Origin of the sequence: Micromonospora sp. URMC 103 (assembly GCF_051386435.1) — a bacterium.
Lineage (GTDB): Bacteria > Actinomycetota > Actinomycetes > Mycobacteriales > Micromonosporaceae > Micromonospora.
Genome location: NZ_JBPQTR010000006.1, coordinates 937,573 through 962,098, shown reverse-complemented (window position 1 = coordinate 962,098; position 24,526 = coordinate 937,573). Strand labels below are relative to the sequence as shown.

The window sequence follows — 24,526 nt, the reverse complement described above, 5'->3', positions numbered from 1 at the left end:
CCCTCCGACGGGCCGGGGAGAATTTCGCTCTGCGCGTAGCGCCGGAGGTACCGGAACACCTCCTGAGCGCGCACGGTTGTGCAAAACGACGCGTACCCGGCTCCTGCCGGAGACACACGACCTCAGCTGAGTCGGTCCGCGGCGATAGAGTAATGAGGCACGGACGCCCGTCCCGGACGTCCGCGCACCGGCCCCGCCAAGATCTTTGACCATCAAGGCGCACGGCACGTGAGGAGCACGAGGGCATGTTCGAGCGGTTCACCGACCGAGCGCGACGGGTTGTCGTCCTGGCCCAGGAAGAGGCCCGGATGCTCAACCACAACTACATCGGTACGGAACACATCCTGCTGGGCCTGATCCACGAGGGCGAGGGCGTCGCCGCCAAGGCTCTGGAGAGCCTCGGCATCTCGCTGGAGGGCGTCCGGCAGCAGGTCGAGGAGATCATCGGCCAGGGCCAGCAGGCGCCGAGCGGGCACATCCCGTTCACGCCGCGGGCCAAGAAGGTGCTGGAGCTGTCGCTGCGCGAGGCGCTGCAGCTCGGCCACAACTACATCGGCACGGAGCACATCCTGCTCGGTCTGATCCGCGAGGGTGAGGGCGTCGCCGCCCAGGTGCTGGTCAAGCTCGGTGCGGACCTCAACCGGGTCCGCCAGCAGGTGATCCAGCTGCTCTCCGGCTACCAGGGCAAGGAGCCGGCCGCGGCGGGCGCCGCGGCGGGTGAGGCCGCGCCGTCGACCAGCCTCGTGCTGGACCAGTTCGGCCGTAACCTGACCCAGGCCGCCCGCGAGGGCAAGCTCGACCCGGTCATCGGGCGCGAGAAGGAAATCGAGCGGGTCATGCAGGTGCTCTCCCGCCGTACCAAGAACAACCCGGTCCTGATCGGTGAGCCCGGCGTCGGCAAGACCGCCGTGGTGGAGGGGCTGTCCCAGAAGATCATCAAGGGCGAGGTGCCCGAGACGCTGAAGGACAAGCAGCTCTACACGCTCGACCTCGGTGCGCTGGTCGCCGGTTCCCGCTACCGCGGTGACTTCGAGGAGCGCCTCAAGAAGGTGCTCAAGGAGATCCGCACGCGGGGCGACATCATCCTGTTCATCGACGAGATCCACACCCTGGTGGGTGCGGGTGCCGCCGAGGGCGCGATCGACGCGGCGAGCATCCTCAAGCCGATGCTGGCCCGTGGCGAGCTGCAGACCATCGGCGCGACCACCCTCGACGAGTACCGCAAGCACCTGGAGAAGGACGCCGCACTCGAGCGCCGCTTCCAGCCGATCCAGGTGGGTGAGCCGTCGCTGGCCCACACCATCGAGATCCTCAAGGGCCTGCGCGACCGCTACGAGGCGCACCACCGCGTGTCGATCACGGACGCGGCTCTCGTTGCTGCCGCAACTCTTGCCGACCGGTACATCTCCGACCGCTTCCTGCCGGACAAGGCGATCGACCTGATCGACGAGGCCGGTGCCCGGATGCGGATCCGCCGGATGACCGCGCCGCCAGACCTGCGCGACTTCGACGAGCGGATCGCCCAGGTCCGTCGCGACAAGGAGTCCGCGATCGACGCGCAGGACTTCGAGCGCGCCGCCCAGCTGCGGGACAAGGAGAAGCAGCTCCTTGGCCAGAAGGCGCAGCGGGAGAAGGAGTGGAAGGCCGGTGACCTGGACGTCGTCAGCGAGGTCGACGACGAGCAGATCGCCGAGGTGCTCGGCAACTGGACCGGCATCCCGGTCTACAAGCTGACCGAGGAGGAGACCTCGCGCCTGCTGCGCATGGAGGACGAGCTGCACAAGCGCGTCATCGGCCAGGAGGACGCGGTCAAGGCGGTCTCGAAGGCGATCCGGCGTACCCGCGCCGGCCTGAAGGACCCGAAGCGTCCGTCGGGCTCGTTCATCTTCGCCGGCCCGTCCGGTGTGGGTAAGACCGAGCTCTCGAAGGCGCTCGCCGAGTTCCTGTTCGGCAGCGAGGACGCCCTCATCCAGCTGGACATGTCCGAGTTCCACGACCGCTACACGGTCTCCCGGCTGGTGGGTGCCCCTCCCGGCTACGTCGGCTACGACGAGGGCGGGCAGCTGACCGAGAAGGTGCGGCGTCGGCCGTTCTCGGTGGTCCTGTTCGACGAGATCGAGAAGGCCCACCCGGACGTGTTCAACACGCTGCTCCAGATCCTGGAGGACGGTCGGCTCACCGACGGTCAGGGTCGGATCGTGGACTTCAAGAACACGGTCATCATCCTGACCACCAACCTCGGCACGCGGGACGTGGCCAAGGCGGTGTCGCTCGGCTTCCAGGCGTCGGAGGACTCCGAGTCCAACTACGACCGGATGAAGCAGAAGGTCAACGACGAGCTCAAGCAGCACTTCCGTCCTGAGTTCCTGAACCGGATCGACGACACCATCGTCTTCCACCAGCTGCGTCAGCAGGAGATCCTGTCGATCGTCGACATCATGGTCGCCCGCATCGAGACCCAGCTGAAGAACAAGGACATGGGCCTGGAGCTGACCGACAACGCCAAGAAGTACCTGGCGACCAAGGGCTTCGACCCGGTGCTCGGTGCGCGTCCGCTGCGTCGCACGATCCAGCGCGACATCGAGGACAACCTGTCCGAGCGGATCCTCTTCAACGAGCTGACCCCGGGTCAGATCGTGGTGGTGGACTGCGAGGGCGATCCGAACAACGTCGACAAGTCCAAGCTCGTCTTCCGGGGCGCGGACAAGCCGGTCACCGTGCCGGACGCCGTCCCGGCCGACCTCGGTGGCACGGCCGCCGCAGCCGGCGCGGACGAGTAAGACACCAGCGGTAGGGGCGGGGCCCCGGTGGCGAGAGCCACCGGGGCCCCGCCTTTTTCCGCATCCAGTGCCCGCCCGCACGGCGCGTCCTCGGACGCCGAGTGGAAGGTCGGGCGAGACGCTCGGGTCCTTGAGGTCGGGAGGCAGCAACATCGCTGAAGTTGCGCTCTCGCGAGGTCGGGAGGCAGCACTTTCTCTGACGTTGCGTGGATCTTCCGCGAGCCCGGTCGCCCCGGAGGTGTTTCCCGACGCGCCGGGATGCCCACGCTGATGACCGCGCAACCTCACCGAAGTAGTTGCCTCGGGCCGGCCCGGAGGCGACAACTTCCGGGTTGTAGTGGCCTCGCTCGCCAGCCTGCCGCCCGCACGATCCCCGGCCCGGGCTCGCCGGCGCGTGGAGGTCGCCCGTGGAGGCTTCAGCGGGTGAGGTCGGGGACCGGCAGGGTCGGGCCGTCGCCCACGAGGCGGAAGGTGTCCACGTCGACCGGCTCCACGAGACCGTCCTGCACGAGGCCGGCCAGTGCCCGGGCTCGCTGGGCATCGTCGCTCCACACCTGGTCGAGTCGCTGGCGCGGCACCGGACCGGTGGTCTCGCGGAGCACACCGAGCAGCAGGCCGCGTACCTGCCGGTCGGTGCCCGCGTACCGCTGGGGCCGCCGGGTGGGACCGGCCGGTGCCTCCTGCCCCGACGCCCGCCAGAGGCAGGTCGCCTCGACGGGGCAGCGGTCGCACCGGGGCGACCGGGCGGTGCAGATGACGGCGCCCAGCTCCATGAAGGCCGCGCTGGCCAGCGCTGCGGCGGCCGGCTCGTCGGGCAGCAGCGCCTCGGTGGCGGCCAGGTCGGCCGGGCGGGTGGTGGGCCCGGCGTCGGGTTCGCCGGCCACGGCGCGGCAGACGACCCGGCGTACGTTGGTGTCGACCACGGGGTGCCGCTGCCCGTACGCGAAGGCGGCCACCGCCCGGGCCGTGTACGTCCCCACCCCGGGCAGTGCGAGCAGTTGGTCGAGGCGGTCGGGGACCTCCCCGCCGTGCCGCTCCACGATCGCCACCGCGCATTCGCGCAGTCGCAGCGCCCGGCGCGGATATCCCAGCCTTCCCCACATGCGGATCGCCTCGGCCGGCGAGTCCTCGGCCAGCGCGGCCGGTACGGGCCACCGGGCCAGCCACGCCTCGTACGCGGGCAGCACCCGGACAACGGGCGTCTGCTGGAGCATCACCTCGCTCACCAGGATGGCCCACGCGCCGACGCCGGGCTTGCGCCACGGCAGGTCGCGGGCGTTCTCCTCGTACCAGCGGCTGACCAGGGTGGCGAACGTCGGCTCAGTCATCGTGTCGCCGATGATGTCACGCCGCCCGACGCCAGCGGCCACCCCGGCCACCTGCCGCCCGGCACACCCGAGAGCTGGTGGGACACCCTTCCCGAGGGGTGGGCGCCCGGCGGGGCGGCGGAAAGCGGCGTGACGATCGGGCAGAATGCCCGGATGAGCGAGCTCGCCATCACCGTCATCGGCCGGGACCGGCCGGGCATCGTCGCCGACGTCGCCGAGGTGCTCGCCCGGTTGGGCGCGAACCTCACCGACAGCACCATGACGCGCCTGCGGGGGCACTTCGCGATGACGCTCATTTGTGTGGGGCCGGCGGCCGGGGACGTGGAGGCCGCCCTGGCGCCCCTCGCGGCCGACGGTCAGCTGCTCGCGACCGTACGGGCGGTCACTCCGGACGGCGCGGCGGCCTCCGGAGGCGAGCCGTACGTGATGGCGGTGCACGGCGCCGACCGGATGGGGATCGTGGCGGCCATGACCCGGGTGCTCGCGGACGCCGGCGGCAACGTCACCGATCTGAGCACCCGACTGGCCGGCACTCTCTACGTGGTCGTCGCCGAGGTGGACCTGCCGCCCGGCACCGCCGGCGAGCTGGCCGGCCGGCTGGACCGGGCCGCCGCGGAGCTGGGCGTCGAGGTCACACTCCGTCCGGCGGATCCGGACCTGTTGTGAGTGGCGAGGTGCGCGGGGAGTACGCCGGGCTGGGGGACTGGACACCGGAGTCGCTCGGCGTGCCCGGTGCGGTCCGTCCCGTGGTGGCCGCCCCGCATCCGGTGCTCAGCCGCGCGGGGGGTGCCGTGGATCCGACGTCGGCGGAGACCGTACGGCTGGCCGCCGACCTGGTCGCCACGATGCGCGTGTCACCGGGCTGCGTGGGCCTGGCGGCGCCGCAGGTCGGGGTGGGCGCGCAGGTCTTCGCGGTGGACGTGACCGGCCATCCGAAGGCGGTCACCGTGCACGGCACCTTCGTGCTCTGCAACGCACGGGTCGTGGAGGCGACCCGGTGGAAGCCGGGGCGCGAGGGCTGCATGTCGGTGCCGGACCTGACGGGGGACGTCAAGCGGGCGAGCCGTCTGGTGGTGGAGGGCGACCTGCCGGGCAGCGGCGCCCCGGTGCGGCTGGTCACCGACGGGTTCGAGGCGCGCGCGCTCCAGCACGAGATCGACCACTGCGCGGGGCTGCTCTTCCTCGACCGCGTGGCCGGCGCGCACGCCGTCTACCAGCGCAAGGTCTACCTCTGAGCCTCGGTGGGCCGCGCAGCGCCGGGAGCGTGGCCGGACGGGCGGCACGCCGCCGGGCTGCGACCGGCAACGGAGCGAAACCGTCTAAAGTGGACAGTGTGAACGTTCCGGCGCGTCGTGCCACGTCGGCGGGGCCGCGCGCCGCTACGGTGGGGGCATCATGCGTCTGACGGTCGGCCCCCTGCCACCCGCCGTTTACTGGCGGCGTCGCGCCGTCGTACTCGGAGCGGGGCTTCTCTTCCTGATTGTCCTGCTCTACTCGTGCACCGGGTCGGGCAACGACGGCGACAACCGGCCGCAGGCCGGGTCGAGCCCGACGTCGACGGGCAGCCCCAGCCCGACGGCCTCGATCCTCACCCCGACGACCGGTTCCCCACCGCCCGAGGCGTCGGGCGGGGCGTCGACCGACGCCGGCGGCGACGCGGGCGCCACCGCGAGCCCACCCGCCTCACCGACCGAGCGCGCGCCGCTGGCGCCGGCGGCCGGCGTGGCCGACGACGGAAGCTGCACGGACGCCGAGATCAAGGTGACCCCGGTGGCGCAGCCCGCGAGCGTCCAGAGCGGCGCGGCCGTCGACCTGCAACTCAAGATCAAGAACACGTCCGACCGTACGTGCAGCCGCGACGTGGGCGCCGACCATCAGGAGATCTTCGTCAAGTCGGGTGCCGAGAAGGTGTGGTCCTCCGACACCTGCGGCACCGCGAAGGGCTCGGACGTGCAGTCGTTCACCCCGAACTTCGAGCGCATGTACGAGGTGACCTGGAACGGTCAGGACGCCAGCCGGTGCGCCAACGGCGTGGCCAACGGCCCGGCCGTGGCGCCCGGGACGTACCAGGTCTTCGCCCGCGTGGGCACGAAGATCAGCGACCCCGCGAAGCTGACCGTCACGGGCTGACAAGCGCCGACCACGGCGGCCCCGGCCCGACCACCACGAGCCCGGCGCAACGAGGCCGACGGCTCAGACGTACCGTTCGAGGATCGACGCCTCGGCGAGCCGGGAGAGGCCCTCGCGGACTCCCCGCGCCCGGGCGTCACCGACGCCCTCGACCGCCTGGAGATCCTCCACGGTCGCGCCGAGCAGCCGCTGGAGGCTGCCGAAGTGCAGCACGAGTCGGTCCACCACGGCCGCCGGGAGGCGCGGCACCTTGGCCAGCAGGCGGAAGCCGCGGGGGCTGACCGCCGCGTCCAGGGCGTCGGAGGCGGCCGGGTAGCCGATCGCCTTGGCGACCGAGACCAGGTCGATCAGCTCGGTGGCGCCGAGCAGGTCCAGCTCGACCAGCGCCTCGTCGAGCGTGCGCGACTTGCGCCCGGCCGGCAGGTAGTCGCGGATGACGAGGGTGCGGTCGGCGTCGACGCCCGCCATCAGCTCGTCGAGCTGGAGGGCCAGCAGACGGCCGTCGGTGCCCAGCTCGACCACGTAGCCGGCGATCTCGTCGGCGATCCGGCGGACCATCTCCAGCCGCTGCACCACCGCCACCGCGTCCCGTACGGTCACCAGGTCCTCGATCTCGAGCGCGGAGAGCGTGCCGGAGACCTCGTCGAGTCGCAGCTTGTAGCGCTCGAGCGTGGCCAGGGCCTGGTTGGCTCGGGACAGGATCGCGGCCGAGTCGTCCAGGACGTGCCGCTGACCGTTGACGTAGAGGCTGATGATCCGCATCGACTGGCTGACCGAGATGACCGGGTAGCCCGTCTGCCGGGCCACCCGCTCGGCGGTGCGGTGCCGGGTGCCCGACTCCTCGGTGGGGATGGACGGGTCGGGCATCAGGTGCACGGCGGCCCGGACGATGCGGGTGCCGTCGCTGGACAGCACCACCGCGCCGTCCATCTTGCACAGCTCGCGCACCCGGGTGGCGGAGAACTCCACGTCCAGCGGGAAGCCTCCCGTGCAGAGCCCCTCGACCACCTTGTCGTAACCGAGGACGATCAGGGCGCCGGTGCGCCCCCGCAGGATGCGCTCGAGGCCGTCGCGCAGGGCGGTGCCGGGCGCCATGAGGGCCAGATTGGCGCGCAGCGGGTCGCCGGCCGCGCTCCCGGTCACGTTCACGCTGATCGGACGGGCGGGCGAGCCCACGGCGCCGGTGCGGGCGTGGGGCGTCGCGCCGGCAGGCTTGGTGGTATCGCGGTCGATCGGCACGGGCACAGTCTACGGACTGCCGTGCGGTGGGTGCTGTCGTGGTTACTGTGATGTGTCACGATGCCTCCCGTCCGGCCCGTGACGGGCTGTCCGGTATCGCCCTCGCGGTCCGGCCCGCGGCCACGGTCGGTCACTCCGCCGACGCACGTGCGGCACACTGTAGCGCCGTCCGGACGTCGGTGACCTCCGTCACCCGCATGTGCTCGGGCGCCACGACCCCGGTCGACTCGGGGCCGCACCCGGGCGGGACCAGGGCGATCCGGAAGCCGAGGCGCGCGGCCTCCGCCAGCCGGCGCGGCACGGCCCCCACCCGCCGGACCTCGCCGGTGAGCCCGACCTCGCCGATCGCCACGAGGTGCGGGGCGATGGCCAGGTTGAGCCCGCCGGACGCCACGGCGAGCGCCACCGCGAGGTCGGCGGCGGGCTCCACCACGCGGATGCCGCCCACGGTGGCCGCGAAGACCTCCCGGTCGTGCAGGGTGAGCCGCTCCGTACGCCGCTGCAGGACCGCGAGCACCATCGCGAGGCGGGCCGAGTCGAGCCCGGAGACCGTGCGCCGGGGCGAACCGGCCACCGTGGCGCCGATGAGCGCCTGGACCTCGGTGACGAGCGCCCGGCGGCCCTCCATGGCCACGGTGACGCAGGTGCCGGGCACCGGCTCGGAGTAGCGGGTCAGGAAGAGGCCGGACGGGTCGGCGAGGCTGGTGATGCCGCCCTCGTGCATCTCGAAGCAGCCGACCTCGTCGGCCGCGCCGAACCGGTTCTTCACCCCGCGCACCATCCGCAGCGAGGAGTGCTTGTCGCCCTCGAAGTGCAGCACCACGTCGACCAGGTGCTCCAGCACCCGGGGCCCGGCGACCTGGCCGTCCTTGGTGACGTGGCCGACCAGCACGGTGGCGATGCCGCGTTCCTTGGCCACGGCGACCAGTGCGGCGGTGACGGCGCGGACCTGGGTCACGCCGCCGGGCACGCCCTCGGTGCCGGTGGTGGAGATGGTCTGCACCGAGTCGAGCACCAGCAGCCCCGGCTTCACGGCGTCGAGGTGCCCGAGCACCGCGGCCAGGTCGCTCTCGGCGGCCAGGTAGAGCTGGTCGTGCAGGGTGCCCATCCGCTCGGCGCGCAGCCGCACCTGGCTGACCGACTCCTCGCCGCTGACCACCAGCGACGGGCTGCCCGCGCCGGCCGCCCACTGCTGCGCCACGTCGAGCAGCAGGGTGGACTTGCCGACGCCGGGCTCACCGGCCAGCAGCACCACCGCGCCGGGCACCAGACCGCCACCGAGCACCCGGTCCAGCTCGCTCACCCCGGTCGGACGGGCCCGGGCGGGCGCGGCGCTGATGGTGGCGATGGGCCGGGCCGGCTCCGCGGGCATCCGGGAGCTCACCACCCGGCCGGAGACCGTCGGGCCGGTGAGCGTGCACTCGACCACGGAACCCCACTCGCCGCACTCCGGGCAGCGCCCCACCCACTTGGGTGGCTGGTGGCCGCACGCGTCGCACTCGTAGGCGGGGCGGGGGTCGCGGCCGGCGGCACGGCCGCGGGCGCCGGTCGCCGCGCCGCCGCGGGGAGAGGTGGATCGGGACATCGTCACACCTGGACGCTAGCCCGGCCGTACGACGAGAAGACCGCCGGCGTGGTCGTCGCCACGCCGGCGGTCTCCGAGAAAGCTGATGGCTCGGTCAGTCGCCGTGGCCGGAGCCGCCCTGCTCGTCGCCGTGGCCGCCCTCGCGCTCCACGATCGGCGACGGCGGCGCCGGCGGCGTGAACGGGACGGCGATCGGCGCCGGGCCGGTGAGGACGTTGCCGTTGCCGAAGTCGAAGGTCACGAAGACGTTCTGGCCGGAGCGCAGCGCCTCGTTGAGGCCGACCAGCTGGAGCTGGCGGCCGGCCTGCTGGTTGAGCTGGGCGTAGCTCAGCGGGGCGATCTCGATCCGAGCGGGCTGGCCGGCCGGGGCCGACGGGCTCGTCGACGCCGAGGGGCTGGCCGATCCGGAGGGGCTGGCCGATCCCGAGGGGCTGACCGACCCCGACGGGCTGGCCGACCCGGACGGGCTGGCGGAGGCCGAGCCGCTCGGCGTGGCCGAGTGCGACAGGGTCGCCGCCGCCGACTCGGACGGCGACGGGCTGGCCGAGGGGTTGGTGTCGCTGAGCAGCACCTCACGGGCGTCCTGCGTGGTGACGGTGACCGTGACCGGGTTGCGCGAGTCGTTGTAGATGACGGCGTTGAGCAGGGCGTTCTCGCCGGCCTTGTAGCCCTCGACGCCGGGGAAGTCGACGAGCAGGCCGCGTACGGCGAGCTGGCCGTTCTCCGTCTGGAGGTTGACGCCCTGGACCGACGGCTCCTTGTTGGCGGTCTCCGCGATCTGACCGGCGCCGCAGCCGGACAGCAGCAGGCTCGTCACCGCCGCCGCCCCGGACAGCAGCAGGGCCGCCCGCCGGGAACCCCTGATCGAGCGCGTCACGTCGGTCCTCCTCGTCACGATCACACCCGGTGCGCACGCCGGGCACGCTGGCCATGCCCGCGCAGACCGCGCTCCAGGGTAGTTGGGGCTGATCGAGGGCCGCACGCCGACCCGGGGACTCCACCTGCGGGGGTGACCGTCAGACCACCCGCCCGCTGGTGACCAGCAGCACCACGTCGATGATCGCCACCAGCATCACGGCCCGGAAGGCGGCCACGGGGCGCCTCCCGGCGCGGATCGCGGCGCGACCGCCGTACCAACTGAGCGGCGGCACCACGACGGCGGCCAGCACCGCGGCGAGCCCCACCGCCGACGGCGGCCCGGGCGGGCCGAAGACCAGCGTGGCGGTCGCCGCGAGCAGCAGCACGGCGGCGGCGGCCCGGCTGCCGCCCGCCCCGAGCCGGTGCGGCAGCCCGCGGACCCCGGTGCGGGCGTCGTCGGCCAGGTCGGGCAGGACGTTGGCGAAGTGCGCGCCGGCGCCGAGACAGGCCCCGGCGGCGAGGAGCCAGGCCGGCGGTGGCGGCGCCGCGGGCAGCGCGAGCACCACGAAGCCCGGCAGGGAGCCGAAGGAGACCGCGTACGGCAGCACCGACACCGGGCTGGACTTCAGCGGCCAGTCGTAGAGCAGCGCGGAGATCAGCCCGACGGTGACCCAGAGGGCCGCCGTGGGGTTGGTGAGCAGGGCGAACGCGGGGGTGGCGAGCGCGGCCAGCACCGCACCCACGGCCACCGTGCGGCGGCCGACCGCGCCCGCGGGGATGGGTTTGTCGGTACGCCCCACCGCGGCGTCCCGGTCGGCGTCGAGCGCGTCGTTGGCCCAGCCCACGGCCAGTTGACTGGCCAGCACGGCGAGGACGACGGCGGCCACCCCGGCCGGCGGGTGGCCCACGCCGGCGGCCAGCAGACCGGCCACCACGGTCACCGCGGCGGCCGGTTCCGGGTGGCTCGCCCTGACCAGCCCTAACACCGTTGTCGACATAAGGGAAGTCTGGTCGTTGTCGGGGAGACATGCCACGCTCGGTGCCATGCGAGACGTGGCGGCGCCGTCAACCCGACAGCGGGTGCTGCCGCCCAACGACCCGCGTCAGTACGACGACCTGGCCGGCGAGTGGTGGCGACCGGACGGCGCGTTCGCGATGCTGCACTGGATCGCCGAGGCGCGGGCCGCCCTGGTGCCGCCCGCCGGCCGCTCCGACGCGCTGCTGGTGGACCTCGGCTGTGGCGCCGGGCTGCTCGCGCCGCACCTCGCCGGCAAGGGCTACCGGCACGTGGGTGTCGACCTGACCCGGTCGGCGCTGGCCCAGGCCGCCGCGCACGGCGTCAGGGTGGTCAACGGGGACGTCACGGCCGTCCCGCTGGCCGACGGCTGCGCGGACGTGGTATCCGCCGGCGAGGTGCTCGAGCACGTTCCGGACTGGCGGGGCGCCGTGGCCGAGGCGTGCCGGCTGCTCCGGCCGGGCGGCCTGCTCGTGGTGGACACCCTGAACGACACCGCGCTGAGCCGGATCGTCGCGGTCCACATCGGTGAGCGGCTGCCCACCGTCCCGCGCGGCATCCACGACCCGCGGTTGTTCGTGGACGCCCGGGAGCTGGTCGCCGAGTGCGCGCGGCACGGTGTCGAGCTGCGGGTGCGCGGCGCCCGGCCGGAGCTGCGCGGCCTGCTCGGCTGGCTGCTGCGCCGGGCTCGCGGCGTCGAGGGCACGGCGGGGGGCGGGCGGGTGCCGCGGATCGTCCCGACCCGCTCGACCGCGGTGCTGTACCAGGGCTGGGGGGTCCGGAAAGGATAGTCGGGCCCGGCGGGGGTAAGGGACGCCGAGAAGGGGGCGGATATGACGGTGCACGCGCTGGAGGCGGCCCGCAGGTTGGCGCCGCGACTCGCCGCCCGGGCGGCCGAGCACGACCGGGACGGTTCCTTCCCGGCCGCTGACTTCGAGGACCTGCGGGAGGCCGGCCTCTTCGGCCTGATGGTCCCGCGCGCGCTCGGCGGATTCGGGGCGACGTTCGCCGAGTACGCCGCGGTCGCGACCGAGCTGGCCCGCGGCAACGGCGCGACCGCGCTGGTGTTCAACATGCACGCCTCCGTGACGGGCGCCCTCGGCGCGGTCACCGAGGAGCTGGCCGAGGCGCTCGGCGTCCCGGACGACGCGCTGGCGGCCCGGGACCGGCTCCTCGCGGCGGCCGCGCAGGGCTCCTGGTACGCGGTGGCGATGAGCGAGCGTGGCGCGGGCGCCCGGCTCTCGCAGCTCAGCACGGTCTACGAGCCGGTCGAGGGGGGTTGGCACCTGAAGGGCAGCAAGACGTTCTGCTCCGGCGCCGGTCACCCGGACGGCTACCTGGTGGCCGCGCGCAGCGCCGCCGACCAGTCGGTGGTCTCCCAGTTCCTGGTTCCGGCCGGGGAGGGGATCACCGTCGAGCCGACCTGGGACTCGCTCGGCATGCGCGCGACCGCCTCCCACGACCTGCACCTGGACGTGACGGTGCCCGCGGACCGCCTGCTCGGCGGGGTGGAGGGCCTGGCGCTGGTGGTCGCCCAGCTCATGCCGCACTGGCTCGTGGCCAGCTACGCGGCCGTCTACGTCGGGGTGGCGCGGGCCGCCGTCGAGGCGGCGGCGGAGCACCTGAACGCCCGTAACCTCGCGGGCCTGCCGGCCGTCCGGGCACGTCTGGGCCGCGCCGACGCGGCGGTCGCGGCGGCCGAGCTGGTGGTGGCCGAGGCGGCCCGGCGGGTGGACGAGGCGCCGGGCGACGCCGAGACCAACCGGTGGGTGTGGCGCGCGAAGCTGCTCGCCGGCACGACCGCCGCCGACGTGGCCGCGTCCATGCTGGAGGCCGCGGGCACCTCGGCGACCCGGCGGGGCCATCCGCTGGAGCGGCTCTACCGGGACGCCCGCTGCGGCTCGCTGCATCCGGCCACCTCCGACGTCTGCGCCGACTGGCTCGGCATCGCGGCATTGGGCGGCGACCCGGACCGGGACGGCTCGGCGCCTCGTTGGTGAACGTGGGGCCACCGGGGGACGTCCCGGTGGGGGGAGGGCCCTGGGGAGGTCGGCGTCGGACGAGAGGTGGGGATCGTGTCGGTACCAGTGATCGCGGGCCTCGGGACGGCGCAGCCGCCGTCGGCCCGCCAGGACGAGTTGTGGGAGGGCTTCTTCTCCCGGCACTTCACCGGCGCCACCCGGTCGCTGGCGCAACGGATCTTCGCCAACTCGGGCGTGACGAGGCGGCAGGCGGCGGTCAATCCACTGCTCGAGGACGTCTCCGACTGGCCGACCGAGCGGCGGATGCGCCGCTACCAGGTGGAGGCGCTGCCGCTCGGCAAGGAGGCGGTCGGCCGGGCGTTGACCGCCGCCGGCCTGGACGCCGGTGACGTCGGGCTGTTCATCGTCTGCTCGTGCACCGGGTACGCCACGCCGGGGCTGGACATCCTGCTCGCCCGGGACCTGGGGATGGCGCCGGGCACCCAGCGGATGTTCGTGGGCCACATGGGTTGCTACGCCGCGCTGCCCGGGCTCGGCGCGGCGAGCGACTTCGTCACCGCCCGGGGCCGCCCCGCGCTGCTGCTCTGCGCAGAGCTGACCAGCCTGCACATCCAGCCGTCGACGGCCCGGGTGGACACCCAGCAGATCGTGTCGCACGCGTTGTTCTCGGACGCCGCGGTCGCCGCCGTGGTGCTGCCCGGCGGCCCCGGGTACGCGCTGCGCGAGGTGACCTCGGTGACCGACACCTCCACGGCGGACCACATGACCTGGGACGTGACGGACGCCGGCTTCCGGATGGGACTGTCGCCGAAGGTGCCGCAGGTGCTGTCGACACACGTCCGGGGTCTCGTCGACGACCTGTTGGCCCGGCACGGCGCCAGCGTCGGTGAGGTGGACGGCTGGGCGGTGCACCCGGGCGGGCCGCGCATCCTCAACGTGGTGGAGCGCGAGCTCGGCCTGCCGCCCGAGGCGCTGGCCGCGTCGCGGGCGACGCTTGACGAGCACGGCAACTGCTCGTCCCCGACGGTGCTGCTGGCCCTGGACCGGCTGCGCCGCGCGGCCACGCCACCGGAGCGCATCATGATGCTCGCGTTCGGTCCCGGTCTGACCCTCTACGCCGTCCTGCTCGATCGACAGGGCTGAGCGTGCCGCCTACGCTCGTTCCATGGACGCGGGAGACCGCCTGCGGGGCGGGGTGCTGATCGGAGCGGCGGTGCTCGCGTTGGCCGTCGGCGGCTCGTGGTGGCGGGCCCACGCGCCGGCCATCGGGCCGGTGCCCGCGTCGGGGGCCGCCCGGGCCGGCGGCGCGGGCTCGGGCGAGGGTGGCGCGGTGGACCGGCCGGGGCCGGAGGTCCGGGTGCAGGTGGACGCCGAGACGGGCGAGGTGCTCCGCGTCGACGGCCGGCCCGAGGTGTCGATCGACCCGGCGACGGGCATGGTCACCGACGTGGGCGGCGCTCCGGGTGAGCTGTTCTACCGGCCGGACCCCGACGGCGGGCTGCCCCGGTTCACGATGACGATCTGGCGGGTGGACGAGACGCTCGTCCCCGGGAGCCCGGTCGTCCGGCAGGCCACCGACGCCGGCGGTCGCTATCTGCTGCAGTACCGCTGCGTCCGGCCGGGCACGCTGCGGGTGCGGGTCACCGGCGCCCAGATCGACGCGCCCACCCGGGTCGACTGCGACGGCTCGGTCACCACGGCGCGGGTCGCCCCGACCAGCGGGCCGCTGCGCGTGTCGCTGTCCGCGGTGGGCAACGGGCCCATCGTGGCCCAGGCGCAACTCGTCGAGCTGCCCTGATCGGCCCTCGGTGACGTCGCCGGGCAACCGGTGAGCCCGGCGTCAGGCCCCGAGGCGGGTCAGGTCGGCGCGGTACGCGTCGACGGGCCCGAGGTCGGGCAGCACGCGTACGACGACGCCGGCCCGGTCGACCAGCAGCGCCGAGGCGGTGCCGGGGCGGGGCGGCACGTGCAGGAACGAGCGGAGGCCGCCGGCGGGGTCGGCGAGCGTCCGGACTCCGGGCCCGGCCGTGGGCGCGCGCCGGTCGCCGGTGACGGTCACGACGGTCACCCCGGGCGGTGCGGCCGCCGCGGCCTCGGTCACCCGTTCGGCGCACGCGCACGCGTCCACCAGAACGATCATGGCGGGCAGCAGGCCGCGGAGAGGCACCGGATCCTGCCCGGCGTCGACCAGGTCGAGCGCGGGCAGCGACCGACCGGTCAGCGTCGGCGGTGAGGCGTACGGCGCCGGGGTGGAACGGTCGGTGGAGCGGGTCGATCGCGGCCAGGTGACGGCCGCCAGGCCGGCGAGCGTGGTCAGCACCGCCACGACCAGGATCAGCAGGGGCAGCCCGGGCGGGCGCCAGCGCCCCGCTGCGCGGCGGGCGCGGCGCAACTCCCGGCGCACCTCGGCGGCCTCACGGGCCAGTGCCGAGGCGTCGTCGGGCACCACGACCCGGCCCCACTCCGGCGGCAGGTCGGGCAGCCCGTCGGACGGCCCGTGTCCCTCTGCGTCCGGCATGCCCATCGGACCCCCTGGAACCGTCTCGTAGAGCCGACTACGGCTCGCCTTCCAGCCTCGCGCACCCGGGGCTGCTCCCGCTACACCTGGGCGCGGCAGCGGCCGTCGGGATACCATGGGCGAAGCGCATAGCCCTTGATCTCGGCGTTCCGTTCACCCGTACCGGCATGTCATCCGGTCGTCACGGAGCGTGTTTGAACCATTGGTTTGGCCGCCTGTCAAGCCGAAGAAATACCTCTCACAGGGCCCCTGAGCTGCGCCAACGGTCAGGACAGCGGTGAGACAGCGGTGCCTGAGCGTGTTACCCTAGACACAGCGAAAGGGGTTTCGAACCTATGGTTTTCAGTGTCGGCGAGACCGTTGTTTACCCCCACCACGGGGCCGCACTCATCGAGGCAATCGAGACTCGGGTCATCAAGGGCGAGCCTAAGCAGTACCTCGTCCTGAGGGTCGCGCAGGGTGACCTGACGGTCCGGGTTCCGGCTGAGAACGCCGAGATCGTGGGTGTGCGTGAGGTGGTCGGCGAAGAGGGCCTCGGCAAGGTCTTCGACGTTCTCCGGGCTCCGCACACCGAGGAGCCGACCAACTGGTCGCGGCGTTACAAGGCGAATCTGGAGAAGCTGGCCTCCGGCAACCCGCTGAAGGTGGCCGAGGTCGTGCGTGACCTGTGGCGCCGGGAGCGGGAGCGGGGTCTTTCCGCGGGCGAGAAGCGCATGCTCGCCAAGGCCCGCGACATTCTCGTCGGCGAGGTCGCGCTGGCCGAGAAGAGCACCAAGGACGAGGCGGAGACGCTGCTCGACAAGGTGCTGACCGAGGCCTAGTCCGCGCAGCATCGACGTACCCAGTTCGTAGCGAACAAACCACCGAGGACCGCGACGTGACCGCGCAGCTCAACCCGCGCGGTGACGTCGCGGTCCTCGTGCCTGCGGCGGGTGCGGGGGTACGCCTCGGCCCCGGCCGACCCAAGGCCCTGCGCCTGCTCGCGGGCGAGCCGCTGCTGGTGCACGCGGTACGCCGGCTCGCGGCCGCGCCCAGCGTGCGCACCATCGTCGTGGCGGCGCCCGCGGCCGACGTCGACGCCGTCCGCGAGCTGCTCGCTCCGGTGGCGCCCGTGACCGTGGTGGCCGGCGGCGCGGAACGCCAGGCGTCGGTCGCCGCCGCGCTCGCGGCCGTGCCTGCCGGCCCGGAGATCGTCCTCGTGCACGACGCGGCCCGGGCGCTCACCCCGCCCGACCTGGTCGAGGCGGTGGCCGCGGCGGTCCGTGCGGGCCGGCACGCGGTCATCCCGGTCCTCCCGGTCGTCGACACGATCAAGGAGGTGGGTGCCGAGGAGGTCGTCCTCGGCACCGTCGACCGTTCCGCACTGCGGGCCGTGCAGACCCCGCAGGGGTTCCGGCGGTCGGTGCTCACGGCCGCGCACGCCGCGGCCGGCGATCCGCTCACCGACGACGCCGGGCTCGTGGAGAAGCAGGGCGTCCCGGTCTTCTGCGTGCCCGGCTCGGAGTACGCGCTCAAGATCACCCGACCGTTCGACCTTGCGCTGGCCGAGCACCTGCTGTCCGCCGCCGGCTGACGCGTACCCTCTGGTCATGATCGTTCCTCGGGTCGCCATCGGCACCGACGTGCACGCCTTCGAGGCCGGCCGGCCGTGCTGGGTCGCGGGCCTGCTCTGGCCCGACCAGGACGGCCTGGCCGGTCACTCGGACGCCGACGTGGTGGCGCACGCGGCCTGCAACGCCCTGCTCTCCGCGGCCGGCCTCGGCGACCTGGGGGCCAACTTCGGCGTCGACCAGCCCGAGTGGGCGGGCGCCCCCGGGGTCACGCTGCTCACCGAGACCGCCCGCCGGGTGCGTGCGGCCGGCCTGTCCATCGGCAACGTCTCGGTGCAGGTGATCGGCAACCGGCCCAAGATCGGGCCTCGCCGGGCGGAGGCCGAGCGGGTGCTCTCGGCCGCGGTCGGCGCGCCGGTGAGCCTCACCGCCGCGACCACCGACGGGCTCGGTTTTCCCGGCCGCGGCGAGGGCCTCGCCGGGATCGCGGTGGCCCTGGTGTACGAGGCGCCGGTCGGCTAGGAGGCGCCGCCGGTCGGTGACGCCTCGCCCAGCGCGCCCGGCGCCCCGGGGCGATCAGGGGCGACGTGCCCAGGTCCAGGCGTAGCCCGGGTCCTCGCAGGTGGCGGCCGCGTCGCACAGGTCGAGCGGACGGAAGGTGTCGACCATGACGGCCAGCTCGTCGAAGAAGTCGACGCCGATGGCCCGCTCGACGGCGCCGGGCTGCGGCCCGTGGGTGAAGCCGGACGGGTGCAGCGAGACTGAACCCTGCTCGATGCCGGAGCCGCGCCGGGCCTCGTAGTTGCCGCCGGTGTAGAAGAGCATCTCGTCGGAGTCGACGTTGTGGTGGTTGTACGGCACCGGGATGGCGTCCGGGTGGTAGTCCACCTTGCGCGGCACGAACGAGCAGATCACGAAGTTCGGGCCCTGGAAGGTCTGGTGGACGGGTGGCGGCTGGTGGATCCGGCCGGTGATGGGCTCGAAGTCGTGGATGGAGAACGCCCACGGGTAGAGGTGCCCGTCCCAGCCGACCACGTCGAACGGGTGCTTGGCGTAGACGTACCGGGTCCAGCCGCGTCGGTGGCGGACGAGGACCTCCACCTCCTCCTCGTCGACGAGCAGCGGCGTGTCCGGGCCCCGCAGGTCGCGCTCGCAGTACGGCGCGTGCTCGAGGAACTGGCCCCGGACGGACAGGTAGCGCTTGGGCGGGCCGATGTGCCCGGCCGCCTCGACGGCGAGCAGGCGGACCGGCTCGTGGCCCGTGGGGACGAGCCGGTGGATGGTCGAGGTGGGGATGACGACGTAGTCGCCGGCCACCGCGTCGAGCGCCCCGAACGTCGACTCGACCCGCAGGCTGCCCGACTCGACGTAGAGGCAGTGGTCGCCGGTCGCGTCCCGGAACAGCGGGGACGGGCGGTCGGCCTGCACGTACGCGATGCGCACGTCGTCGTTGGCGAGCAGGTACTGCCGGCCGAGGACCGGGTCGGCGCCCGCGCCGTCGAGCTTGTGGGTGCGCAGGTGTCGGGGCTTGAGGGGCAGGTTCGGCGTCCGGGTGAAGGCCGGCGGCGTGAACTCGTCGGCCGCCACGATCGCCGTGGGGGCGTGGCGGTGGTAGAGCAGCGACGAGTCGGAGGAGAAGCCCTCCTGGCCCATCAGCTCCTCCGCGTAGAGGCTGCCGTCGGGCTGGCGGAACTGGGTGTGGCGCTTGCGCGGCACCTCGCCGACGCTGCGGTAGTACGGCATCTCGCCTCCCGATAGGTCCCGTTCAGCGGCCAATGACGTCCGATAATCGGACGCTGTTGTCCGCTTCTCGTAGCGTCCCGTAGATTCTTGTTCCGTGTCAACGCAGGTGCCCGCGCTCCTCGACGGTCTGGTGGACGACGCGGCCGTGTTCCCGCCCGGCAGCGCATCCCTGCCCGACGCGGTCGACGCGCACCGGCGGCACCGCGCCGCCTGGTACGCCGACCTGGTCGGCCCGCTCCTCGTGCCCGCCTCGGCCGTCCTCGACGGAAAACTGCGCGACCTCGTCGACCCGGGTTCCGCCGTCGGGCTCATCGGCGACACCGGCATCGCCGGGCTGCCCGCCGCGATGTCGATGCTCGCCGAGGACCGGATCACCGTCCGGCAGGTGGAGGTGGCGGTCGCGAAGCGCGGCGAGGACCCGCAGCCCGGCCTCACCGAGCTGCTGAAGCGCGCCGAGGCATGGCGGGGCGTCGACGTCTACGCCGAGATCCCGCTGACCTTCGGCCTCATGGGCGCGCTCGACGCCCTCGCCGAGGCCCGTGCCGACGGGGCGCCCGTCGCCGCCAAGTTCCGCACCGGGGGCCTGGCCGCCGAGCTGTTCCCGACCCCGCCCGAGCTGGCCGCCGTCATCTGCGCCTGCGGGGAACGCGACCTGCCGTTCAAGCTGACCGCCGGGCTGCACCACGCCGTCCGGCACTTCGACCCGGAGACCGCGTTCCTCCACCACGGCTTCGTCAACGTGCTGGCCGCCGCGCTCGCCGCCACCGAGGGCGCCGGCGTGCAGCCGGTCGCCGATCTGCTCACCGCCACCGACCCGCGCCCGCTCCTGCAACGGGTCGAGGGCCGGCTCGCGACCCCGCGCCCGCTGTGGGTCGGGTTCGGCTCGTGCAGCATCGTGGAACCACTGACCGACCTGGCCCGGCTCGGGCTGCTGAACGGGGGCGACGAGGCATGACCTGGGTGACGGGTGCGGACGGCTCGCCGTACGGGGTGACCAACCTGCCGTACGGGGTGTTCACGCGGGCCGGGCGCGAGCCGCGCATCGGCGTCCGCATCGGGGACTTCGTGCTCGATCTGGCCGCGGCCGAGGCGGCCGAGCTCGTGCTGGCGGGCGGCGCCCTCCGCCGGCCCACGCTCAACGAGTTCATGGCCCTCGGGCGTCCGCAGTGGACGGCCGTCCGGCAGCGGGTGACCGAGCTGCTCACCGATCCCGCCCACCGGGCGGTCGTCGAACCCCTGCTGGCGCCGCTGGACGACGTCCGGCTGCTGCTGCCCTTCGAGGTGGCCGACTACGTCGACTTCTACTCCTCGGAGCACCACGCGGGCAACGTCGGGCAGATCTTCCGGCCGGGCCAGCCGCCGCTGCTGCCGAACTGGCGGCACCTGCCGATCGGCTACCACGGGCGGGCCGGCACCGTGGTGGTCTCCGGCACGCCGGTGGTACGGCCGGCCGGGCAGCGGCCAGGGCCGGACGGCCCGACGTACGGCCCGTCGGGGCGGCTCGACATCGAGGCCGAGGTCGGTTTCGTGGTGGGAGTGCCCAGCCCGCTGGGCGCCCGGGTCCCGGTCGACCACTTCGCCGACCACGTCTTCGGCGTGGTGCTCGTCAACGACTGGTCGGCCCGGGACATCCAGGCCTGGGAGTACCAGCCGCTCGGGCCGTTCCTCGGCAAGTCGTTCGCCACCTCCGTCTCGGCGTGGGTGACGCCGCTGGAGGCGCTCGCCGACGCGTTCGTGCCCGCTCCCGAGCAGGACCCCGAGGTCACCGACTACCTCCGCGACGTGCCGCACCTGGGGCTCGACCTGCGCCTCGCCGTCGAGTGGAACGGCGAGCGGGTGAGCGAGCCGCCGTTCCGCACCATGTACTGGACGCCCGCCCAGCAGCTCGCCCACCTCACGGTCAACGGGGCCTCCCTGCGTACCGGCGACCTCTACGCGTCCGGCACCGTCTCCGGGCCCGAGCGCGGGCAGGTGGGCTCGTTCCTGGAGCTGACGTGGGGCGGCGCCGAGCCCGTGAAGCTCGGCGACGGGATGACCCGGACGTTCCTGGAGGACGGCGACACGGTCACCGTCACGGCCACCGCCCCCGGCCCGGACGGCACGACCATCGCCCTCGGCGAGGTCGCCGGCACCATCCTGCCCACCCGCTGAGCAGCCGAGGCGTCCCGCGGACACACACCGGCCCGGCACGTGACGGGTGTCCGATCGTGGTCAGCCCGGTCGCACCATCTGTGCGACCGGGCCCGTGACCTCCCGCGTTGATCGCTCCGGATTCCGACGCCCCGTCGCGCCGGACGGGCCCGCACGGGTCCCGTCCGGTCGGGACGGGGCGTCCCACCGACAGGGAGGTAGTCACGATGCACGATCTCGCGGGCGCCGTCTGGCGTACCAGCAGCCGCTCCAACGACCAGGGACTCTGCGTGGAGGTGGCGGACAACCTGGTCGACGTTCTCGGTGTGGTCGCGGTCCGCGACTCGAAGGACCCGGCCGGCCCCACACTCGCGGTGAGCCCGCCGGGGTGGACGGCGTTCGTCGACGCGATCCGGGCGGGCCGCCTCGACCGCTGACCGTCGGAGCCCCCGCAGGACCGACAGACACACCGATCGGGGTCTCCGGTGGAAATTCCGCCCGGAGACCCCCCTTCCACGCTCACTCGGCGTACCGTCGACGCCACGGGAGGTGGCATGTCGACGGTCGCGGTTTCCGGTCTCATCGAGGCGCACGCCACCGACGTCTGGCGCCTGCTGACCGACCTGCCCGACCGGGCCGGGCGACACCTCGCCGGCCCGGTCGAGCTGCTCACCCCCGGCCCGTTCGGGCCCGGCACCCGCTGGCGGGAGCCCCGGTCGCAACCGGACGGCAGCGTGCTGGTCGAGGAGTTCCGCGCGGTGGAGGCGGTGCCGCCCCGGCGTCTCGTCCTCGACTCCCCGGGGGCCGGCGTGGACTACCGGATCACCTGGACGCTGCGCACCGTGCAGCGGCGCCGCCGCGGGTGCACCCGGGTCACCGTCACCCAGGAGGCGTTGCCGACCGCGCCGTACGGGCGGGTGGTCGCCCTGATCCTCGGCGGGCTCGCCGCCCGGGCCGTGGAGCACGCCCTCCGGCGTGACCTCGCGGCGCTGACCGCCGTCGCCGAGGGGCGTGCCACCGCGGACCGCGCCGCCTAGGTTCTCGCCCGGCCCGCCACCTGACCCGGTCCCGCCGGCCCGCGCTCGGTAGGGTGCCGGGCGGAGGTGCGCATGGGGTTCCGCAACGGCCGGCGACGGGTCGTGCTGGCGGTCGCGGCTCTGCTCGCCGTCGCGGCGATCGCGGCCACGGTCTACCGGGTGCTCGCGCCCGCCGAGGTCAGCACGGTCGCGACGCGTGCCTATCCGGCCCCCGCGCAGCCCTCGGCCGGAGTGATCGGGCGGCTGCCTGCCGCCCCGCTGATCGTGGACGGCCGCCTGCGGGTGTACGCCGCCCACCGCCAGGTCTACGCCGACCGGCCCGTCGACGCCCGGTACCGGAACACACCCTTTTGGTCGTACCGCCGCTGGCCCGCCGAGCTGGTGGGGGTGGTGGCGACCGGGACGACCGTGGTCAGCCGCTGGTCGGACGGGCGGCTCGTGGCGCTGGACGCGCGCGACGGGCGGGTGGCGTGGCGGGCGGACGGGCCCACGCCGGCACGAGAGCCCGCGGCGCGGCGCACCGGGGCGGCCGTCGTGTGGGACGCGCCCGGGCTGTACCTCACCCGCGCGGCCGACGGGCGGGACGTGGTGGTGGCGACCGGCGACGAGGAGGCGCGGGGCGTCGAGGTCGCCGGCGGGCGGGAGCTCTGGCGGGCCGCACTCGCGAAGGGCTGCCGCAGCGACGTGGGCACCACGCCGAGCGGGCAGCTCGTGGGCGTGGACCGGTGCGCCGGCCCGGCCGCCGTCGAGTTCCGGGACGCGGCGACGGGCGCGGTGACCGCCCGGTGGCGGCCGGAGGGCGCCGGCGACGAGCTGGTCGTCACGCCGGTCGGCTGCCGGGTCGCGCGGTCCGGATGCCCCGCCCTGCGTACGGCGGCACCGAGCGACGCGGCGGGACGGGGATGGCTGCTGGACGGGGGCACGCCGGTGGCCGCGCCCGCGCTCGACCGGCCGGACACCCAGCTCGTCGGCGAGCAGGCCGTGGGCATCGTCGACGGGGTGCTCGTGGGCCGATCCGCGCGGACCGGTGACGAGGTGTGGCGGCGGCCCGACCTCGGGTCGGGACGGGTGATCGCCGTCCAACCCGGCCGGGTGCACCTGCTGACCGATGCCAACGACCTGGTGACGCTGGACCCGGCGACGGGTGCCGACCGGTCCCGCTTCACCCTGACCGTCGGACAGGACGGCACCGGCTACGTGCCGGGCGCGGCGTACGCGGCGGACGGCTACCTCGCCGTGGAGCGTCTGCGGAAGCCCGTCGACCCCGACGCGGACGACCAGCGCTACTACCTCACTTCCGAGCCGCTGGTCCTGGCCGCGACCTGATCGACTCCGTTTCGCCGATGTGGCGGTATCCCGGTCAGCTGGACACCGCTACATCTCCGGAATGGTGTCGATCAAGGAGGTCAGAGTCGGGCGCCTGCGGAGAACGGCGACGCGCCCACCGTCGCAGGTGTTCGACAAAACGGACATAAGTTACTTATAGTCCCACTGTGCGACTCCTGGCAGCCCTGTTGGGCGTGATCATCATTCTGGTCACCCCCGCCCCGGCCGATGCCGCGCCGAGCCTTCGGACGGTGCGGTTGGCCAAGACGGTGGGTGTGGACATCATCGTGTCGCCCTCGGTGAACCTCGGCAGTGGCTTCGCGGGAGGCACGCTGACCGGCCAGCTCGGCCCGGTGGAGGTCCGCGACTCGCGGGGGCCCGTGAACCCGAACACCTGGGTGGCGACGGTCAGCGCGACGGCCTTCGTCACCGGGGCGGGCGGCGCGCAACGCACCATTCCCAACAGTCGAATCTCCTACTGGTCGGGCCCGGTGACGCGCAGCACCGGCGGGGGCGTCCTGGTGCCGGGCCAGCCCACCGCTGCGCAGGCCGTCACGCTCGACGTGACCCGGCAGGCCTTCCGCAAGACCGCCGGCAACGGCAACAACATGGTCTTCTGGATGCCGACCATCCGGATCGCAATCCCCACCGGCATCGTGGCTGGCACCTATCGCGGCACGATCACACACTCCGTCGCCTAACGGATGATTTGTCCGAATCATGCCTGCTCGTGCCATTCCGAGCCATAGCGTCGCACCCATGAAGAAGCCACTTCTTTCCCTGACCGCCGCCGCGGCCGCCGTGGTGGCCCTCGCGACGCCCGCCGCGGCCGCGCCGACGGGCGACACCATCGTGACCTTCACGGTCGCCACCGCCGACCTGAACATCACCGTTCCGCCGGGGATCAACCTCGGGTCCGTCTTCGCCGGCTCCACCATCACCGGTGAACTCGGCACCGTGACCGTCACCGACCAGAGGGCGGCGCTGTCCGCCACGTGGACCGCGACGGTGAGCAGCAGCGGCTTCACCACCGGAGCCGGCACCGCCGAGGAGACCATCCCGCCCAACCTGGTGGAGTACTGGTCCGGCAACGCCACCTCCACCTCGGGCACCGGCACCTTCGTGCCGGGGCAGCCCACCCAGGCCGAGGCGGTCACGCTGAACCTGCCCCGGACCGCCTTCTCCAAGATGTCGGGAAGCGGCAACAACACCGCGAGCTGGGCTCCCGACATCCGGGTCACCGTCCCGGCGACCGCTGTGGGTGGCACCTACACAGGGGTGATCACCCATTCGGTGGCATGACCC

Annotated in this window: 25 protein-coding genes; 18 read left to right on the top strand and 7 right to left on the bottom strand. The window is 73.7% G+C overall.

The features are described from left to right. Positions 1 to 245: 245 nt before the first annotated feature. Positions 246 to 2,780, top strand: a complete 2,535-nt coding sequence (locus ACSNOA_RS30815; RefSeq protein WP_436663271.1) for an ATP-dependent Clp protease ATP-binding subunit — start codon at positions 246 to 248, stop codon at positions 2,778 to 2,780. Between the two features lie 416 nt (positions 2,781 to 3,196). Here the strand turns inward: ACSNOA_RS30815 and ACSNOA_RS30810 are convergent, their stop codons facing one another. Then, positions 3,197 to 4,108, bottom strand: a complete 912-nt coding sequence (locus tag ACSNOA_RS30810; RefSeq protein ID WP_436663270.1) for an A/G-specific adenine glycosylase — start codon at positions 4,106 to 4,108, stop codon at positions 3,197 to 3,199. 153 nt (positions 4,109 to 4,261) lie between these two features. Between ACSNOA_RS30810 and ACSNOA_RS30805 the strand changes: the two genes are divergently transcribed. The 3 genes from ACSNOA_RS30805 (at position 4,262) to ACSNOA_RS30795 (ending at position 6,238) form a co-directional block, all read left to right on the top strand. Further along, the gene (locus ACSNOA_RS30805; RefSeq protein WP_436663269.1) at positions 4,262 to 4,774 is read left to right on the top strand and encodes a glycine cleavage system protein R; all 513 of its coding nucleotides are present in this window, start codon (positions 4,262 to 4,264) and stop codon (positions 4,772 to 4,774) included. Between the two features lie 8 nt (positions 4,775 to 4,782). After that, positions 4,783 to 5,343: a peptide deformylase gene (locus ACSNOA_RS30800; RefSeq protein WP_436663428.1), complete on the top strand. Its 561-nt coding sequence runs from the start codon at positions 4,783 to 4,785 to the stop codon at positions 5,341 to 5,343. A 160-nt stretch (positions 5,344 to 5,503) separates the two neighbouring features. Then, positions 5,504 to 6,238, top strand: coding sequence for a hypothetical protein (locus ACSNOA_RS30795; protein WP_436663268.1), 735 nt, complete (start codon positions 5,504 to 5,506; stop codon positions 6,236 to 6,238). A gap of 63 nt (positions 6,239 to 6,301) precedes the next feature. On the opposite strand, the gene disA is transcribed toward ACSNOA_RS30795, so the two are convergent. The 4 genes from disA to ACSNOA_RS30775 all read right to left on the bottom strand — a co-directional run bounded on the left by disA (position 6,302) and on the right by ACSNOA_RS30775 (position 10,966). Continuing rightward, positions 6,302 to 7,477 (bottom strand): DNA integrity scanning diadenylate cyclase DisA, encoded by a 1,176-nt coding sequence (gene disA, locus ACSNOA_RS30790; protein ID WP_436663267.1) that lies wholly within the window; start codon positions 7,475 to 7,477, stop codon positions 6,302 to 6,304. Positions 7,478 to 7,607: 130 nt separating this feature from the next. Beyond that, positions 7,608 to 9,062 carry a DNA repair protein RadA gene (gene radA, locus ACSNOA_RS30785; protein ID WP_436663266.1) on the bottom strand — a complete coding sequence of 485 codons (1,455 nt, stop codon included), beginning with the start codon at positions 9,060 to 9,062 and terminating at the stop codon, positions 7,608 to 7,610. Positions 9,063 to 9,156: 94 nt separating this feature from the next. Then, complete coding sequence (locus ACSNOA_RS30780; RefSeq protein WP_436663265.1) at positions 9,157 to 9,939, bottom strand: hypothetical protein; 783 nt, start codon at positions 9,937 to 9,939, stop codon at positions 9,157 to 9,159. Between the two features lie 139 nt (positions 9,940 to 10,078). Then, entirely contained in the window at positions 10,079 to 10,966 is an 888-nt protein-coding gene (locus tag ACSNOA_RS30775; protein WP_436663264.1) for a UbiA family prenyltransferase, read from the bottom strand. On the opposite strand from ACSNOA_RS30775, the gene ACSNOA_RS30770 reads away from it, so the two are divergent. The 4 genes from ACSNOA_RS30770 to ACSNOA_RS30755 all read left to right on the top strand — a co-directional run bounded on the left by ACSNOA_RS30770 (position 10,965) and on the right by ACSNOA_RS30755 (position 14,715). Then, entirely contained in the window at positions 10,965 to 11,726 is a 762-nt protein-coding gene (locus ACSNOA_RS30770) for a class I SAM-dependent methyltransferase (RefSeq protein ID WP_436663263.1), read from the top strand. The two genes, ACSNOA_RS30775 and ACSNOA_RS30770, sit on opposite strands and share 2 nt — an antisense overlap. A 42-nt stretch (positions 11,727 to 11,768) precedes the next feature. Next, entirely contained in the window at positions 11,769 to 12,935 is a 1,167-nt protein-coding gene (locus tag ACSNOA_RS30765) for an acyl-CoA dehydrogenase family protein (RefSeq protein ID WP_436663262.1), read from the top strand. A gap of 66 nt (positions 12,936 to 13,001) precedes the next feature. Further along, positions 13,002 to 14,060: a type III polyketide synthase gene (locus tag ACSNOA_RS30760; protein ID WP_436663261.1), complete on the top strand. Its 1,059-nt coding sequence runs from the start codon at positions 13,002 to 13,004 to the stop codon at positions 14,058 to 14,060. A 22-nt stretch (positions 14,061 to 14,082) separates the two neighbouring features. After that, on the top strand, positions 14,083 to 14,715 hold the full coding sequence (locus tag ACSNOA_RS30755; protein WP_436663260.1) for a hypothetical protein: 633 nt from the start codon (positions 14,083 to 14,085) through the stop codon (positions 14,713 to 14,715). 42 nt (positions 14,716 to 14,757) lie between these two features. Here the strand turns inward: ACSNOA_RS30755 and ACSNOA_RS30750 are convergent, their stop codons facing one another. Further along, a complete protein-coding gene (locus tag ACSNOA_RS30750; RefSeq protein WP_436663259.1) occupies positions 14,758 to 15,441 on the bottom strand; it encodes a hypothetical protein in 684 nt (227 codons plus the stop codon). 329 nt (positions 15,442 to 15,770) lie between these two features. Between ACSNOA_RS30750 and ACSNOA_RS30745 the strand changes: the two genes are divergently transcribed. Genes ACSNOA_RS30745 through ispF form a run of 3 tightly spaced genes read left to right on the top strand, consistent with a single transcriptional unit; the run spans position 15,771 to position 17,507 of the window. Continuing rightward, a complete protein-coding gene (locus tag ACSNOA_RS30745) occupies positions 15,771 to 16,256 on the top strand; it encodes a CarD family transcriptional regulator (protein WP_007073334.1) in 486 nt (161 codons plus the stop codon). A gap of 56 nt (positions 16,257 to 16,312) precedes the next feature. Continuing rightward, entirely contained in the window at positions 16,313 to 17,008 is a 696-nt protein-coding gene (gene ispD / locus ACSNOA_RS30740) for a 2-C-methyl-D-erythritol 4-phosphate cytidylyltransferase (protein WP_436663258.1), read from the top strand. Positions 17,009 to 17,024: 16 nt separating this feature from the next. Further along, positions 17,025 to 17,507 carry a 2-C-methyl-D-erythritol 2,4-cyclodiphosphate synthase gene (gene ispF, locus ACSNOA_RS30735; protein WP_436663257.1) on the top strand — a complete coding sequence of 161 codons (483 nt, stop codon included), beginning with the start codon at positions 17,025 to 17,027 and terminating at the stop codon, positions 17,505 to 17,507. Between the two features lie 54 nt (positions 17,508 to 17,561). Here ispF and ACSNOA_RS30730 read toward each other — a convergent pair whose 3' ends face one another. Beyond that, positions 17,562 to 18,728, bottom strand: coding sequence for a homogentisate 1,2-dioxygenase (locus tag ACSNOA_RS30730; protein ID WP_436663256.1), 1,167 nt, complete (start codon positions 18,726 to 18,728; stop codon positions 17,562 to 17,564). A 94-nt stretch (positions 18,729 to 18,822) separates the two neighbouring features. Here ACSNOA_RS30730 and ACSNOA_RS30725 point away from each other — a divergent pair, with 94 nt between their 5' ends. From ACSNOA_RS30725 to ACSNOA_RS30695, 7 genes are all read left to right on the top strand, one after another. Then, the gene (locus ACSNOA_RS30725; protein ID WP_436663255.1) at positions 18,823 to 19,683 is read left to right on the top strand and encodes a hypothetical protein; all 861 of its coding nucleotides are present in this window, start codon (positions 18,823 to 18,825) and stop codon (positions 19,681 to 19,683) included. Then, complete coding sequence (gene fahA / locus ACSNOA_RS30720; RefSeq protein ID WP_436663254.1) at positions 19,680 to 20,879, top strand: fumarylacetoacetase; 1,200 nt, start codon at positions 19,680 to 19,682, stop codon at positions 20,877 to 20,879. Before ACSNOA_RS30725 ends, fahA begins: the two co-directional genes overlap by 4 nt. A 206-nt stretch (positions 20,880 to 21,085) precedes the next feature. Then, positions 21,086 to 21,295: a DUF397 domain-containing protein gene (locus ACSNOA_RS30715; RefSeq protein ID WP_436663253.1), complete on the top strand. Its 210-nt coding sequence runs from the start codon at positions 21,086 to 21,088 to the stop codon at positions 21,293 to 21,295. A gap of 117 nt (positions 21,296 to 21,412) precedes the next feature. After that, positions 21,413 to 21,895: an SRPBCC family protein gene (locus ACSNOA_RS30710; protein WP_436663252.1), complete on the top strand. Its 483-nt coding sequence runs from the start codon at positions 21,413 to 21,415 to the stop codon at positions 21,893 to 21,895. 72 nt (positions 21,896 to 21,967) lie between these two features. Continuing rightward, on the top strand, positions 21,968 to 23,221 hold the full coding sequence (locus ACSNOA_RS30705) for an outer membrane protein assembly factor BamB family protein (RefSeq protein WP_436663251.1): 1,254 nt from the start codon (positions 21,968 to 21,970) through the stop codon (positions 23,219 to 23,221). Between the two features lie 194 nt (positions 23,222 to 23,415). Further along, complete coding sequence (locus ACSNOA_RS30700; protein WP_436663427.1) at positions 23,416 to 23,922, top strand: hypothetical protein; 507 nt, start codon at positions 23,416 to 23,418, stop codon at positions 23,920 to 23,922. Positions 23,923 to 23,980: 58 nt separating this feature from the next. Continuing rightward, the gene (locus tag ACSNOA_RS30695; RefSeq protein WP_436663250.1) at positions 23,981 to 24,523 is read left to right on the top strand and encodes a hypothetical protein; all 543 of its coding nucleotides are present in this window, start codon (positions 23,981 to 23,983) and stop codon (positions 24,521 to 24,523) included. Positions 24,524 to 24,526: the final 3 nt, after the last annotated feature.